The organism is Paenisporosarcina sp. (genome assembly GCF_057785155.1).
Map to the genome: position 1 here is coordinate 331,205 of NZ_JBYNRN010000012.1, position 13,664 is coordinate 344,868.

Below are 13,664 nucleotides of genomic sequence, written 5' to 3' on the forward strand. Positions count from 1 at the left end.
TAACTGTTATTTGACGTAACGTCTTGAAACAACTATCATTGTCAAATGGTCTTCACAACAAAAAACGTGGTAATATAAAGGTATGTTAGGAGGGACTCAAATGTCCAAATACGCAGATTATGATTTTCAACCCTTTTTGCAAAAAGCAATTAGCAAATTAGGTTTTACTGAACCAACACCTATTCAAAGAGAAATGATTCCCGTGATTTTAAAAGGGAAAAGCGCAATTGGTCAAGCACATACGGGTACAGGGAAAACACACAGTTTTTTAATTCCAATTGTGCAACGAATTATTAGTGAGAAAGCAGAGTTGCAAGCAATTATTACTTCTCCAACTCGAGAACTGGCTTCACAAATTTTTGAAGAATTGAATCGCCTTACAGAAGGTACTGAAATTCAATCGAAACTATTTATCGGTGGAACTGATAAACAACGTTCGATTGATAAATTAAAAACACAACCTCATATTGTTGTGGGTACTCCAGGACGTATTCGTGACCTTGTAAAAGAGAATGCTTTACTCGTTCACACTGCTCCTATATTAGTAGTAGATGAAGCCGATCTAGCTTTTGATTTAGGTTTTATTGAAGAAATTGATGCTTTTGCTGGGAAGATGCCAGATTCATTAGAAATGTATGTCTTCTCTGCAACGATTCCAGAAAGATTACAACCTTTCTTGAAAAAATATATGGAATCACCAGTCCATATAAAAATCGGTTTAAAAAAACCAGCTGCTGAAGGCATTGACTTCACACTTGTTCCGGTTAGAAGTAAATCGAAAAAGAAACGTTTATTAGAAGTTATGGAAGGAATAAATCCTTACCTAGCTATTATTTTTACAAATACTAGATCGAATGCAGACTCTGTTGCTAACTATTTAGCTGAAGCAGGGTATCGTGTTGGACGTATCCATGGAGATTTATCTCCTCGCGAACGTACTCGTATGATGAAGCAAGTGCGCGACTTAGAATACCAATACATTGTAGCAACTGATTTAGCTGCACGTGGGATTGATATTCAAGGTGTGAGTCATGTTATTAACTTTGAACTTCCTGAGGATTTAGAGTTCTTCATCCACCGTGTTGGCCGTACTGCGCGCGCTGGTCTTGAGGGAACAGCTATTACATTATATGAACCAACAGATGAAGATGCGATTGTTCGCATTGAAAAAATGGGAATTCCTTTTGTTCATAAAGATGTAAAAGATGGCGAATGGTCTGAACTTAAAGAACGTCACACACGTAAAAATCGTAAAACTGAAAAAGTGGCCGATGAAATAGATGCAAAGGCAAAATCTATGGTTCGCAAACCTAAAAAGGTTAAGCCAGGATATAAACGCAATATGAGATGGGAAATGGACAAAGTGAAAAAGAGAGAACGACGCATTAAAAACCGTAAAAAGTAAAGGGGTTTTTTGTTTTGTTACTAGGTTCACACGTTTCAATGAGTGGAAAGAATATGCTTTTAGCTGCTAGCGAAGAAGCAAAGTCATATGGAGCAACAACCTTCATGATCTATACAGGTGCTCCTCAAAATACAAGAAGAAAACCAATTGAAGAACTGAATATTGCCGCAGGACAAGCTCACATGCAAGAAAACGGCATGTCAAATATTGTTGTTCATGCTCCCTATATCATTAACATTGGTAATTCTCTTAAACCAGAGACTTTCGCTCTAGGCGTCGAGTTTCTTCAAAAAGAGATAGAACGTACAGCCGCAATTGGGGCAACACAAATTGTATTGCACCCAGGTGCACATGTCGGGGCGGGTACAGAAGAGGGAATCGCTAAAATTGTTGAAGGATTGAATGAAGTCCTTTCTCAAGATTATCCGGTGCAAATTGCATTAGAAACAATGGCGGGAAAAGGCACTGAATGCGGAAGGTCATTTGAGGAATTGGCTCAAATTTTTGACGGAGTCAAAAATAACGAGCGTTTATCCGTTTGTTTTGATACTTGTCATACACATGATGCTGGATACGACATTGTAAATGATTTTGACGGTGTACTTGCTTCATTCGATCAGTTAATTGGTATTGACCGATTAAAAGTTTTACATATCAATGATAGTAAAAACGTACGTGGAGCGGGTAAAGATCGTCACGAGAATATTGGATTTGGTGAAATTGGATTTGATGCTTTATCCTATATTGTTCATCATCCAAGTCTTACGCAAGTTCCAAAAATTCTTGAGACACCTTTTGTAGGGCTCGATGCTAAGAATAAAACAGCTCCATATTTATATGAAATTGAGATGTTAAAAACTAAAACATTTACACCTGACCGAATAGATGCATTAAGAGTATAAAGATTAAAGAGATTCAAGCAGAGTTTTGCTTGAATCTCTTTTTTGCATTCATTGATACACGTTTTTTAGACATTATAAAAGTTGAATAATGTTTTTGCTTTTGTTTTGCCAATCACTTTAGCAATTTCTTTTTTAAAAGATGAAGGAATCCCAGTAAATGCCCAATGAATGGATACCTTCTCTAAAAGAGGTCTAAGTCCTTTTATTTCATTTTTAGATAGAGAAACGGGGAGGACCTTTGACATTTCTGCAAGCTCAGCATCACTTTTACTTTTCAAGTTTTGTATAAATTCAAGTAAATCCATTCCATCTTCCTTTCAAGATATTAGAGTTTACAATCAATCAAATGTCCGCTATACTAATCATTTGTAAATCGTAATGATTTTGAATTAGAAAGAGGCGATCGATTTGTCAACGCCATATGACATTGAATTACAGCAGGTATCATTTCAATATGATCAAACAGCTGTTTTAAAAAATATATCTTTGCAAGTGAAACAAGGAGACTTCTTAGCAATTTTAGGACCTAATGGTTCTGGTAAATCGACTTTATTGAAAATCATTTTAGGATTGCTTAAACCATCAACTGGTACTGTTCATTTATTTGGCAAAGAAGCAAAAGAATTTAAACAACGTGAGTGGATTGGCTATGTTTCTCAAAAATCCAATTCTTTTAACACTGGATTTCCTGCAACAGTATTTGAAGTAGTGGCAAGCGGGTTAGCTAAAAAGACTGGATTGTTTAAGAAACTACCAAATAGCAAAGATCATCTTGTTCAAGAAGCTCTATCTTCCGTTGGCATGGAAAAGTTTGCTTCCAAATCCATAGGAGAATTATCTGGGGGACAGCAACAACGAGTTTTTATTGCTAGGGCACTTGTTAGCGATCCGAAATGTCTTGTGCTAGATGAACCCACTGTTGGAATCGACCATAAACATGTGCAATCGTTTTATGATATGCTTTCGCGGTTAAACAGTGAACGAAATATTACCCTGATTTTAGTCACACATGATGTGGATACCGTTTCAAATCGAATAAGCCATGTTGCCTGTCTAAATCAAACCATTCATTTTCACGGATTCAAACAAGAATTTGAGGAAATGAGTGATGAAGACCGAGAGGCTTGGTATGGTCATTCTGTTCGGAAAATTCATCATGTGAAAGGTGAGGCGTGCAATCATGATTGAAGCTTTATGGAATTATGAATTTTTACAAAACGCATTTGCTTCTGGCTTAATAATTGGTCTTATTGCTCCGTTATTAGGCGTATTTATAGTTGTTCGAAGATTATCGTTAATTGCCGATGCTCTAAGCCATGTTACATTGGCTGGTATTGCTGGGAGTTTATATTTAAGCCAATCGGTTCCTTTGTTTGCGATGTTAAATCCACTATATTTAGGAATATTGTCTGCTGTTAGTGGTTCTGTTTTAATTGAGAGACTTCGCAGATTGTATAAACATTATGAAGAGTTAGCCATTCCAATTATTATGTCAGCGGGAATAGGAATCAGTGCTATTTTCATTTCTCTTGCGAATGGCTTTAGTGCAGACCTTTTTGGCTATTTGTTTGGCTCAGTGTCTGCTGTAAGTCGACAAGATTTATGGATTGTTGTCATTATTGCGCTAATTGTCATCTTATTTTTGCGTTTCTTCTATAAAGAGCTATTTGTTCTTTCGTTTGATGAAGAATACGCACGTGCTTCTGGCCTACCTGCGAAATGGATTCACATCTTATTTATGATTGTTACCGCATTGGTTATAGCAGCAAGCATGAGAATTGTAGGGATATTACTTGTTTCTTCCTTAATGACGTTACCAGTCGCTGCGAGTATGCGTTTAGCTAAGGGTTTTAAACAAGCCATTTTATTGGCCGTGATATTCGGTGAAACGGCTGTCATTATTGGGTTGGTTACTGCTTTCTATTTAAATATTGCACCGGGTGGGACAATTGTTGTCACTTCTATATGTATTCTTTTAATCGTTTTAATTGGTAAAAAGATTTGGCTCAAAGTTGTCACGAAGGACGAAGGAGTTGTTACTTCATGAATTTAACGAAAGCTTGGGGAGTTTTAAAAAATGAAGGTTTTAAAAAAACAGATAAAAGAGAACAAATTCTTGAGTTATTTGAAGAAAATGATCGCTATTTAACGGCTAAAGATTTATTGAACGTGATGAAAAAAGATTATCCGGGGATGAGTTTTGATACCATCTATCGAAATTTGAGTACATTTGTTGAACTCGGTATATTAGAAGAAACTGAGTTATCTGGGGAAAGACACTTTCGTATGCAGTGTGAAACAGACCATCATCATCACCATTTCATCTGTATGTCTTGTGGGAAAATAAAAGAGATTCATATTTGTCCCATGGATGCTGTTCAAGAAAAACTTCCAGCGTATCAAATTGATAATCATAAGTTAGAGATTTACGGTAAATGCCCTGAATGTATAGGTTAATATAGGCCGTTTGTTGCTTTTATTTTCAACTCCATCATCTATTGATAATAAAAAAGAATCGGAACCCTTAACGGAACGATATGACAAATGAATTCTTACTAAGTGAACAATCTTTTAATTTAATTACTAATTTCTTCAGTAAACATTACTCTGTTCACTTTTTAACAGTAACGTTGTCGGCTATTTCTGAAGACTCCTGTGGAAAAACGAAAGACGTTAGACCCCACAGGCACATCTGTCAGAGACAGATGTGCCGAGGAGGCTAGCGTTTCGTCCGCGGAAAGCGAAAGAAATAGCCGACAACATTCTTTATCATTCCATCTTAAGAATAAGAACTCAATTTCACTATTCTTTGGTCTACAAACAAAAGAGACCCTTCACATTTTTGTGAAGGGTCTCTTTTTAACTTATTTTTGTTTTGGTTTTGGATCAATTTGATCTTCTTTATTGCTTAACAAAAAATATGAAATAATTCCAGATATTAAAGTTCCACCGATGGTGATGAGAATTCTTGATTCAAGTGGGACTGCACTATGGTCTTTCCCTAGAATCCATGTAGCTAAAATCGCAACAATAATCATGATAGGAATTACTACTTTGAAGCGTTTCATTTAATCACAACCTTTTCTTTACTTTATGTAGCATGTAAAAAGCGCGAGGAAGGGTCCTCACGCTTTATTTTTAATGAAATGATGTTGTATCCATGTATCGGCTTCTAACCAATTATCCACCCTTACAACGCCATTTGGAACAGGCTCTTGATTGTAAGGAGTATTAAAAAGAATAACTGGAATATTAAGCTCTTCTGCGAGTCCAACTGCATTATCATGCTTATCTTCAAAAAATACATCAATATTGTAATTTTTTGCTGTTTGTATTTTATCGTGAGAACCAATTAATTCTATGTGATCGTATTCTAGGTTTTGGTTTAAAAACCACTCAAAAGTTACATCCTTCACATTTTGGCCACGAGCTGAAATGAAATATAATTCAAAGTCCTTTTTCCACTTTGTCAAAATTGAATGAGCGTCAATTTGAATAGGGGAAGTGGCATAAATTTCAGGTTCGGCTTTTCGAAACCATTGATAAAATTCATCAGGTGTAATAGGAAATGCCTTGGTTAAATCATATTCCTTAATATCATCTAAAACTAAATTACAGGAAAATTGCTTATTGATATGTGGTAATAAAGAAGTAGGGCATGTGACGGTACCATCAATATCGATACCGAATCGAATATTAGACATATGCAATGACTCCTTTATACGTTTTGTTTTTCTAATTCTTGCTTATCGAAATATTCTTGTGCAATTTTATCGATTTCAATTTTCAATTCTTCCACCATTGTTGCTTCAGGCACTTTTCGAACAGTTTTCCCTTTCATGAACAGCAAGCCTTCACCACGTGCTCCAGCAATCCCAATGTCTGCTTCACGAGCTTCACCTGGTCCGTTAACAGCACATCCAAGTACAGCTACTTTAATAGGTGCTTTAATTGTAGAAATATATTCTTCAACTTCATTGGCAATTGTAATTAAATCGATTTCAATTCGTCCGCAAGTTGGACATGAAATTAACGTTGCAGCGTTTGAAGAAAGACCAAATACTTTCAGTAATTCTCTCGCCACTTTAATCTCTTCAACTGGATCTGCACTTAGTGAAACTCGAAGAGTATTCCCAATTCCGTGGCTTAAAAGTGCACCCAATCCAGCGGCACTCTTAATAGAACCATTTACTAAAGTCCCTGATTCAGTTATCCCCAAATGTAATGGATAATCGAATGCTTGTGATGCTTTAATATAAGCTTCAATAGCTAAACTTACATCTGAGGCTTTTAATGAAACGATAATGTCATGGAAATCTAGGTCTTCGAGTATTTTAATATGGTGTAGTGCGCTTTCGACCATTCCATCCGCTGTAGGATACCCGTATTTTTCGATGATTTTACGTTCAAGTGATCCAGCATTAACACCTATTCGAATCGGAATGTTTTTAGCTTTTGCCGCATTGACAACCGCTTCAACTTTTTCACGACGCCCAATGTTCCCTGGGTTAATTCGAATTTTGTCAGCTCCGTTCTCGATTGCTTTTAAAGCTAATTTATAATCGAAATGGATATCTACAACTAGAGGTATATTAATCCGTTTTTTAATTTCTGCGATTGCATCAGCTGCACGTTCGTCAGGACATGCTACACGTACAATTTGACAACCAGCTTCCTCTAAACGCAATATTTCTGCAACAGTTGCTTCGACATCATGTGTTTTTGTAGTGGCCATACTTTGAATAAATAATTCATCACTGCCACCAATAATTAAATCCCCAACACGAACGGGACGAGTTTTAGAACGGTGTATTAGTTCACTCATTAGATTCTCTCCTTTTCAGGCATTACGCCTTCACTACTCTACATTTTAGCAGTCTTGAAAAGGAAATGACAAGGAAGAAACGTTACTTCACTTTTCAGAACATGCGGATGACTCTTTTTTGAAGATTGGAATTTGCACTGTTTCAAAAGATTGTAAAGATTGATTTCGATAATGTGGATTTTCTTGATAAAAAGCTTCTAATCGCTCAGGGAAACTAACCCAAGTCTCAGAAGGATATACGGCGAATAAAGAAAAGATGGTATCATTTTCTACTGTTTGAACAGGAAAGACATCATAATAGACGCTATCAGTACATATAGGTTCCTCTTGTGTAAATGCCGCAAGTGAAATTGTACCATCGAGTAGATCAACTTTTATTATATAGGAAACAAGTAATATTAAAGTAGCTAGTCCAATAATGCGCATAAGAAAATCCCCCTTTATCAACTTATATGTTGAATCAAGAGAGATTATGATTATTTGGCGGGATAATAGGTTAATGCAAGAAATAAGTAGATGAAGCTAAGAGAATGTGTCACCAGGAAAATAATTGTATCTCCTATTCCCAAGAACAATAAGATAAAGGAAAGAATAGTAGGAACTGTGTAGGCAAATGCTGCTGTGCGCCACACATGGCGATAATCCCCGCGACGATTTAACAATTTTAATAAATAGAAACCAACTAGAGCTAATATACTAATGCGGCTAAATACAAACAATGTTGACATCACAAATTGTAAAACAAAAGCAAAAGGATAGAGGATCCATGCCATTCCTTCTATATATTCAATCAATCCAACGATAGAAGATGATTGATTATTTATACCGAAAACAAATTGAATGAAAGAAAAAATCGTGATGAGAGTTATAAATATAAAGATATATTGAATAACTTTTCCTATAGAAAGCAGCCTGAAAGCAGCCGTTTTTTTAGGCTCATAAAGCGAAGCAAAAAATAATTTTGTAAAAGACAAGCACATCACTCCTTATTAGACTAATCATACTACTATTAAATAAGTAAATTAAATAGAATTGTGAAAACTATAAGACCAAATTTGCACTGATTGTTAAGTTATTGTAAATTTTATGTGAAGGTCCTTTACAATGTGGTGTCGAATTCTTCATAATGGGGAATGTTGAAAATTGTCGAATTAGGAGCTGAAGTTGAATAATGGAATTAAATTGGCAGGAAATGCTGTTTCAATTCATTGGAGGTCTAGGGATCTTCTTGTTCTCTATTAAATACATGGGCGATGGTCTGCAAAAAGCAGCAGGTGATCGATTACGTGAAATTTTAGATCGATTTACGACAAATCCTTTTATGGGTGTATTAGTCGGTATAATCGTAACTATTTTGATTCAATCGAGTTCAGGTACCACAGTTATTACTGTTGGTTTAGTAAGTGCTGGTTTTATGACTTTACGCCAAGCAATTGGTGTAATCATGGGAGCCAATATTGGGACAACCGTAACAGCCTTTATCATTGGATTTGATGTTGGTGAAGCAGCATTACCAATCATGGCTTTAGGTGCATTCCTGATATTCTTCTTTAAGAAAAATCAAATTCAAAACCTAGGAGAAGTTATTTTTGGTTTTGGTGGTTTATTCTTAGGGATGGAATTAATGAGTGGGGGAATGAAACCCCTAAGAGAATTACCAGCATTTATTGACTTAACAATTAGTATGAGTGAACATCCTATATTAGGTGTAGTAGTCGGAACAGTGTTTACTGTAATTGTGCAAAGCTCTAGTGCAACAGTAGGTATTTTACAAGGTCTGTACTCAGAAGGTATCTTAAATTTAGATGCTTCTCTTCCTGTATTATTTGGTGACAATATCGGTACGACCATTACAGCAATTTTAGCTTCAATTGGTGCCTCAATTGCTGCTCGTCGCGCTGCGGCAACACATGTATTATTCAATGTGGTAGGATCTATACTATTCCTTGTTCTATTAACTCCTTTTACCATTTACATTGAATGGTTAACTGGTGTGTTAGGTTTAGAGGAAAAAATGCAAATTGCTTTTGCACATGGTACTTTCAATGTAGCTAATACCATTATTCAGTTCCCATTAATTGGAGCTTGGGCATACCTTGTTACGAAGTTTATCCCAGGTGAAGAAGTAACAATTGAATATAAACCAAAACATTTAGATCCACACTTTATTGAAACGGCACCATCTATTGCCATAGGGCAAGCGAAAGAAGAAATTCTTCGTATGGGTCACTTTAGTGTGCAAGGATTAAAAGAATCATTTGAATATCTGAAAACAAACAATAAAAAACATGCTGAAACGGGTTACCAACTCGAAGATGCGATAAATAATTTAGATCATAAAATTACAGATTATCTCGTTAAAATTTCAGCTGAATCAATTTCAAATGCCGATTCAGGTCGTCATATCATGTTAATGGAAACTGTGCGTGATATTGAACGAGTTGGAGATCATTTTGAAAACATTTTAGAGTTAATCGACTATCAAATTGGTAATCGTGTTAAATTGACTGATCAAGCGATGGAAGATATCACTGAAATGTTTGTATTAACGATTCAAACGGTAGAAAAAGCACTTGAAGCTCTTGATATTGGAAGTTCTGAACTGGCACGTGAAGTGGCAGAACAAGAAGATTTAATCGACAAAATGGAACGTAAATTCCGCAAAAAGCATATTATGCGTTTAAATGAGGGCGTTTGTTCTCCTCAAGCTGGAATTGTTTTTGTTGACTTAGTAAGTAACTTAGAACGTATTGGCGATCACGCAGTTAATATTGCTGAAGCAGTTCTAGGAAAAAGAGCATAATCCAAATTTTCTCCTCTAGTGTCTTTACATCTCAGATGATGTAGGGCACGATATAGAGGAGATTTTTTATTTGCAATTAAATATTGTTGTTATGGGGGAAAAGGATGGAATATCTTGGTTGGGGACTTATTATTATATGTTTTATTATTGCATTCATCGGTTTAGTTTATCCGATTATACCAGCAGTCGTTTTCATTCTTGGTGGATTTTTATTGTATGGACTATTCTTTACATTCTTGGATTTACCTTGGTGGTTTTGGTTAATCGAAATTTTATTTGTGATTTTACTTTTTGGTGCAGATATGATGGCGAACGCGTTTGGTGTTAAAAAGTATGGAGGAAGTAAAGCGGGAATCTGGGGGAGTACCATTGGTTTACTAATTGGGCCCTTCATCATTCCATTTTTTGGGATTCTAATCGGACCTTTTGTTGGAGCTATAATCGCTGAATTATTGATTACTAGAACTTCTATTAAACAAGCACTTAAAACAGGTGTGGGATCAGTTGTCGGATTCTTAACATCTGTTCTTACAAAAGGGATTGTTCAGATTGTCATGATAGTTATTTTTCTTTGGGTTGTGTAATGATTCAGACAAAAGACTGAATTTGCATAATTGAGTCTTTAATATTTGAACGTATGACGTAAGTTTGATACGCTAGACATTGTAAAAACAATTCTTATAATCGCTTAGGAGGAAATAACAAATGGCTTATGAATTACCACAATTACCTTACGCGTATGACGCACTTGAACCTCATATTGATAAAGAAACAATGAACATTCACCACACAAAACATCACAATGCATATGTTACGAACTTAAACAATGCACTTGCAGGACATGATGACTTATTAAGTAAATCAGTTGAAGAGTTAATTGCTAATTTAGATGCAGTACCTGAAGCTGCTCGTACAGCAGTGCGTAACAATGGTGGAGGTCATGCTAACCACTCATTATTCTGGGAATTATTATCTGCTGATGGTGGCGGTTCGCCAACTGGTGCACTAGCTGAAGCAATCGATGCGAAATTTGGTAGCTTCGTTGCTTTCAAAGAAGAATTTACAAAAGCGGCTACAACTCGTTTTGGTTCTGGTTGGGCTTGGTTATCAGTGAGCAATGGTGAAATTGAAGTTTCATCTACGCCAAATCAAGATTCACCAATCATGGAAGGCAAAACACCTTTACTTGGTTTAGACGTATGGGAGCACGCTTACTACTTAAACTACCAAAATCGTCGCCCAGATTACATTGGCGCTTTTTGGAACGTTGTTAACTGGAACGAAGTTTCAAAACGTTACGAATCTGCTAAATAATTTTACTAAATATGAAACTAAGCACACCCTTAAATCGTCATTTAGGGGTGTGCTTTTTTATTTCAATTAATGGTATACTGTTAGACAGGATTTTAGTTAATAGGAGGATGAAAATTGCGTAAACCTAATAAAAAACGCTCCGCAAGTGTCAAAGCCAAACTTCGCGCAAATGTCGCATTTCGTATGAATATCCTCTTTTTTTCTATCTTTTTACTTTTTACAATACTCATTTTGAGATTGGGTTATTTACAGATAGTAGAAGGCGAAGAATATAAACGTGCATTAGAACGGACGGAAGAAGTACCTGTTAATTCAAGTGTTCCAAGAGGAAGAATTTATGATAGTGTTGGTCGAATTTTGGTCGATAATGAACCTAAAAATGCCATTACATATACGAAAATGCAAACAACAAAATCATCAGAAATGATGGAAATAGCCGAAAAATTAGCCGAGTTGATCGATAAATCGATAGATGATATTACCTTAAGGGATCAACAAGATTTTTGGATTATGAATAACACTGAAGATGCATATAAAAAAGTATCTAAAAAAGAACAAGACGCTATTAATAAAAATGTAGATTTAACAACTTCACAAAAGCAACAAAAAATTGATAAACTTGTTCGCGATCGAATAACTCCTGAAGAATTAAATTCATTTTCTGATGAAGAGCTTGAAGTATTAGCCATTTTTCGTGAAATGTCTTCTGGGTATGCCTTATCTCCTCAAATTATTAAAAGTGATACTGTAAGTCCAGAAGAATTTGCGAGAGTTTCAGAGAGATTAGGAGATTTAAAAGGTGTCAATACAACAACGGATTGGGTACGTGTTCCGAAATCCAATCTCGCAATTTTAGGTCGAACTACTTCACCAAAAGAAGGGATTCCTCGATCAAGTATAGATTATTTTATTGCGAGGGATTATACCAGAAATGATCGAGTTGGGAAAAGTTATATTGAGGAACAATATGAAGAAATCCTCCAAGGTCAAAAATCAGTCGTTAAAAACATCACAGATGGAAAAGGAAGTGTAACGTCCACTGAAACTGTTTTTAAAGGAGAACCTGGGAAAGATTTAGTTCTAACGATTGATAGTGAAATTCAAGCTAAAATTGAAGATTTAGTAGAAACAAAATTAATTGAAATGAAGCAAAAACAAGGTTCTAATTTATTGGATCGTGCATTTGTTGTGATGATGGATCCTTACTCTGGTGAAGTTTTATCGATGGTAGGAAAACAATTAAGCACGAATAAAGAAACTGGTAAACGAGAAATTTTAGATTATGCTTATGGAACATTCACATCAGCATATGAGATTGGTTCAACCATTAAGCCTGCCACATTGCTAACCGGATATGACCAAGGCGTTATAGATATGGGTGAAACCATTATCGATGAACCAATAAAAATTGGTAAACAAGGTAAACCCAAAAGTTCGATTTTTAATCGCTCTTCAAGGATTCCGATGACTGATTTGCAAGCGATTGAACAATCTTCCAACGTTTACATGTTTAAAGTTGGTTTCAGATTAGCGAATGCCGTTTATCAATATGAACAGAGTATGAGAGTAAATTACAATGATTTCGCAGCATTTAGTATTTTACGAAATTCATATGCTCAATTTGGTCTTGGTGTTCGAACTGGTATTGATCTACCTGGTGAAGTATCCGGGGTAACTGGAACAGGAAGACTGCCTGGTAATCTAATGGATTTAACCATTGGTCAGTACGATACGTATACACCACTTCAAATGGCACAATACGTTTCAACCATTGCTAATGGAGGCAATCGAGTAAAACCACATGTTGTTAAAGAAATAAGAGAACCTTCTCCAGATGGTGTAACGATGGGACCACTTGTAACAGAAATAGGTCCGACAGTATTGAACCGAATTCAGAATACACAAACTCAAATTGAACACATTAAAAAAGGGATGGCCCGCGTTTATTTTGGTGACAGCGGATCAGCAAGATCCTACTTTGGTGATTTACCATTTCAAGCAGCTGGAAAAACAGGAACTGCACAAGCCATACATTACAATCCTGAAACACGAAAGAGTACAAGTGCGATTAATTCAACACATATTGGATTTGCTCCATTTGATAATCCTGAAATTGCCTATGCGGTCATGATTCCTTATTCTCCTTATTTCAACGGTGTGTACGAAAGTACAGGTACGATACTGGCTCGAGAAGTAGTAGATGCCTATTTTGAAATTAAACAAAAAAATAGTGAGACGAATGAAGAAGTTTCAAAAACCATTCAAACGATTAAACCTGTATTTGTAAAAGAAGAGATAGAAGAAGAAACTGAAGAAACAATTGAATAGAATTTAGATATTAAGCCATGATAATAAAACTATCATGGCTTTTCTATTTACAATTTCTTTACATTAGCTATATATGTCCTCAACATA

Annotated in this window: 15 protein-coding genes; 9 read left to right on the forward strand and 6 right to left on the reverse strand. The window is 35.8% G+C overall.

What is annotated here, in order from left to right:
• Positions 1–100 precede the first annotated feature (100 nt).
• On the forward strand, positions 101–1,405 hold the full coding sequence (locus AC3EA5_RS04880; protein WP_394187719.1) for a DEAD/DEAH box helicase: 1,305 nt from the start codon (positions 101–103) through the stop codon (positions 1,403–1,405).
• A gap of 14 nt (positions 1,406–1,419) precedes the next feature.
• Positions 1,420–2,307, forward strand: a complete 888-nt coding sequence (locus AC3EA5_RS04885; RefSeq protein WP_488607305.1) for a deoxyribonuclease IV — start codon at positions 1,420–1,422, stop codon at positions 2,305–2,307.
• Positions 2,308–2,372: 65 nt separating this feature from the next.
• Here the strand turns inward: AC3EA5_RS04885 and AC3EA5_RS04890 are convergent, their stop codons facing one another.
• Entirely contained in the window at positions 2,373–2,612 is a 240-nt protein-coding gene (locus AC3EA5_RS04890; RefSeq protein ID WP_488607306.1) for a hypothetical protein, read from the reverse strand.
• 103 nt (positions 2,613–2,715) lie between these two features.
• Between AC3EA5_RS04890 and AC3EA5_RS04895 the strand changes: the two genes are divergently transcribed.
• Genes AC3EA5_RS04895 through AC3EA5_RS04905 form a run of 3 tightly spaced genes read left to right on the forward strand, consistent with a single transcriptional unit; the run spans position 2,716 to position 4,764 of the window.
• Complete coding sequence (locus tag AC3EA5_RS04895; RefSeq protein ID WP_394187722.1) at positions 2,716–3,495, forward strand: metal ABC transporter ATP-binding protein; 780 nt, start codon at positions 2,716–2,718, stop codon at positions 3,493–3,495.
• Positions 3,488–4,354 carry a metal ABC transporter permease gene (locus AC3EA5_RS04900; protein WP_488607307.1) on the forward strand — a complete coding sequence of 289 codons (867 nt, stop codon included), beginning with the start codon at positions 3,488–3,490 and terminating at the stop codon, positions 4,352–4,354. Before AC3EA5_RS04895 ends, AC3EA5_RS04900 begins: the two co-directional genes overlap by 8 nt.
• Positions 4,351–4,764: a Fur family transcriptional regulator gene (locus AC3EA5_RS04905; protein WP_488607308.1), complete on the forward strand. Its 414-nt coding sequence runs from the start codon at positions 4,351–4,353 to the stop codon at positions 4,762–4,764. Before AC3EA5_RS04900 ends, AC3EA5_RS04905 begins: the two co-directional genes overlap by 4 nt.
• 407 nt (positions 4,765–5,171) lie before the next feature.
• On the opposite strand, the gene AC3EA5_RS04910 is transcribed toward AC3EA5_RS04905, so the two are convergent.
• From AC3EA5_RS04910 to AC3EA5_RS04930, 5 genes are all read right to left on the reverse strand, one after another.
• Positions 5,172–5,375, reverse strand: coding sequence for a hypothetical protein (locus AC3EA5_RS04910; RefSeq protein WP_488607309.1), 204 nt, complete (start codon positions 5,373–5,375; stop codon positions 5,172–5,174).
• Positions 5,376–5,432: 57 nt separating this feature from the next.
• Positions 5,433–6,011 carry a hypothetical protein gene (locus tag AC3EA5_RS04915; RefSeq protein ID WP_488607310.1) on the reverse strand — a complete coding sequence of 193 codons (579 nt, stop codon included), beginning with the start codon at positions 6,009–6,011 and terminating at the stop codon, positions 5,433–5,435.
• Positions 6,012–6,025: 14 nt separating this feature from the next.
• Complete coding sequence (gene ispG, locus AC3EA5_RS04920) at positions 6,026–7,132, reverse strand: flavodoxin-dependent (E)-4-hydroxy-3-methylbut-2-enyl-diphosphate synthase (protein WP_488607311.1); 1,107 nt, start codon at positions 7,130–7,132, stop codon at positions 6,026–6,028.
• A gap of 87 nt (positions 7,133–7,219) precedes the next feature.
• The gene (locus AC3EA5_RS04925) at positions 7,220–7,558 is read right to left on the reverse strand and encodes a hypothetical protein (protein ID WP_488607312.1); all 339 of its coding nucleotides are present in this window, start codon (positions 7,556–7,558) and stop codon (positions 7,220–7,222) included.
• Between the two features lie 50 nt (positions 7,559–7,608).
• On the reverse strand, positions 7,609–8,112 hold the full coding sequence (locus tag AC3EA5_RS04930; RefSeq protein WP_488607313.1) for a DUF1189 family protein: 504 nt from the start codon (positions 8,110–8,112) through the stop codon (positions 7,609–7,611).
• Between the two features lie 191 nt (positions 8,113–8,303).
• Between AC3EA5_RS04930 and AC3EA5_RS04935 the strand changes: the two genes are divergently transcribed.
• The 4 genes from AC3EA5_RS04935 to AC3EA5_RS04950 all read left to right on the forward strand — a co-directional run bounded on the left by AC3EA5_RS04935 (position 8,304) and on the right by AC3EA5_RS04950 (position 13,577).
• Positions 8,304–9,935 (forward strand): Na/Pi cotransporter family protein, encoded by a 1,632-nt coding sequence (locus AC3EA5_RS04935; RefSeq protein WP_488607314.1) that lies wholly within the window; start codon positions 8,304–8,306, stop codon positions 9,933–9,935.
• Positions 9,936–10,039: 104 nt separating this feature from the next.
• Positions 10,040–10,519, forward strand: a complete 480-nt coding sequence (locus AC3EA5_RS04940) for a DUF456 domain-containing protein (protein WP_488607315.1) — start codon at positions 10,040–10,042, stop codon at positions 10,517–10,519.
• A 121-nt stretch (positions 10,520–10,640) separates the two neighbouring features.
• Positions 10,641–11,249 carry a superoxide dismutase gene (locus AC3EA5_RS04945; protein ID WP_488607316.1) on the forward strand — a complete coding sequence of 203 codons (609 nt, stop codon included), beginning with the start codon at positions 10,641–10,643 and terminating at the stop codon, positions 11,247–11,249.
• Positions 11,250–11,363: 114 nt separating this feature from the next.
• Positions 11,364–13,577 carry a peptidoglycan D,D-transpeptidase FtsI family protein gene (locus AC3EA5_RS04950; protein ID WP_488607317.1) on the forward strand — a complete coding sequence of 738 codons (2,214 nt, stop codon included), beginning with the start codon at positions 11,364–11,366 and terminating at the stop codon, positions 13,575–13,577.
• The last annotated feature ends 87 nt before the right edge of the window (positions 13,578–13,664 follow it).

Coding starts and splice junctions, on each gene's coding strand:
- AC3EA5_RS04945 (WP_488607316.1), top strand. CDS start 10,641: ATGGCTTATGAATTACCACAATTACCTTACGCGTATGACGCACTTGAA.
- AC3EA5_RS04915 (WP_488607310.1), bottom strand. CDS start 6,011: ATGTCTAATATTCGATTCGGTATCGATATTGATGGTACCGTCACATGC.
- AC3EA5_RS04890 (WP_488607306.1), bottom strand. CDS start 2,612: ATGGATTTACTTGAATTTATACAAAACTTGAAAAGTAAAAGTGATGCT.
- AC3EA5_RS04940 (WP_488607315.1), top strand. CDS start 10,040: ATGGAATATCTTGGTTGGGGACTTATTATTATATGTTTTATTATTGCA.
- AC3EA5_RS04925 (WP_488607312.1), bottom strand. CDS start 7,558: ATGCGCATTATTGGACTAGCTACTTTAATATTACTTGTTTCCTATATA.
- ispG (WP_488607311.1), bottom strand. CDS start 7,132: ATGAGTGAACTAATACACCGTTCTAAAACTCGTCCCGTTCGTGTTGGG.
- AC3EA5_RS04935 (WP_488607314.1), top strand. CDS start 8,304: ATGGAATTAAATTGGCAGGAAATGCTGTTTCAATTCATTGGAGGTCTA.
- AC3EA5_RS04880 (WP_394187719.1), top strand. CDS start 101: ATGTCCAAATACGCAGATTATGATTTTCAACCCTTTTTGCAAAAAGCA.
- AC3EA5_RS04900 (WP_488607307.1), top strand. CDS start 3,488: ATGATTGAAGCTTTATGGAATTATGAATTTTTACAAAACGCATTTGCT.
- AC3EA5_RS04930 (WP_488607313.1), bottom strand. CDS start 8,112: ATGTGCTTGTCTTTTACAAAATTATTTTTTGCTTCGCTTTATGAGCCT.
- AC3EA5_RS04905 (WP_488607308.1), top strand. CDS start 4,351: ATGAATTTAACGAAAGCTTGGGGAGTTTTAAAAAATGAAGGTTTTAAA.
- AC3EA5_RS04910 (WP_488607309.1), bottom strand. CDS start 5,375: ATGAAACGCTTCAAAGTAGTAATTCCTATCATGATTATTGTTGCGATT.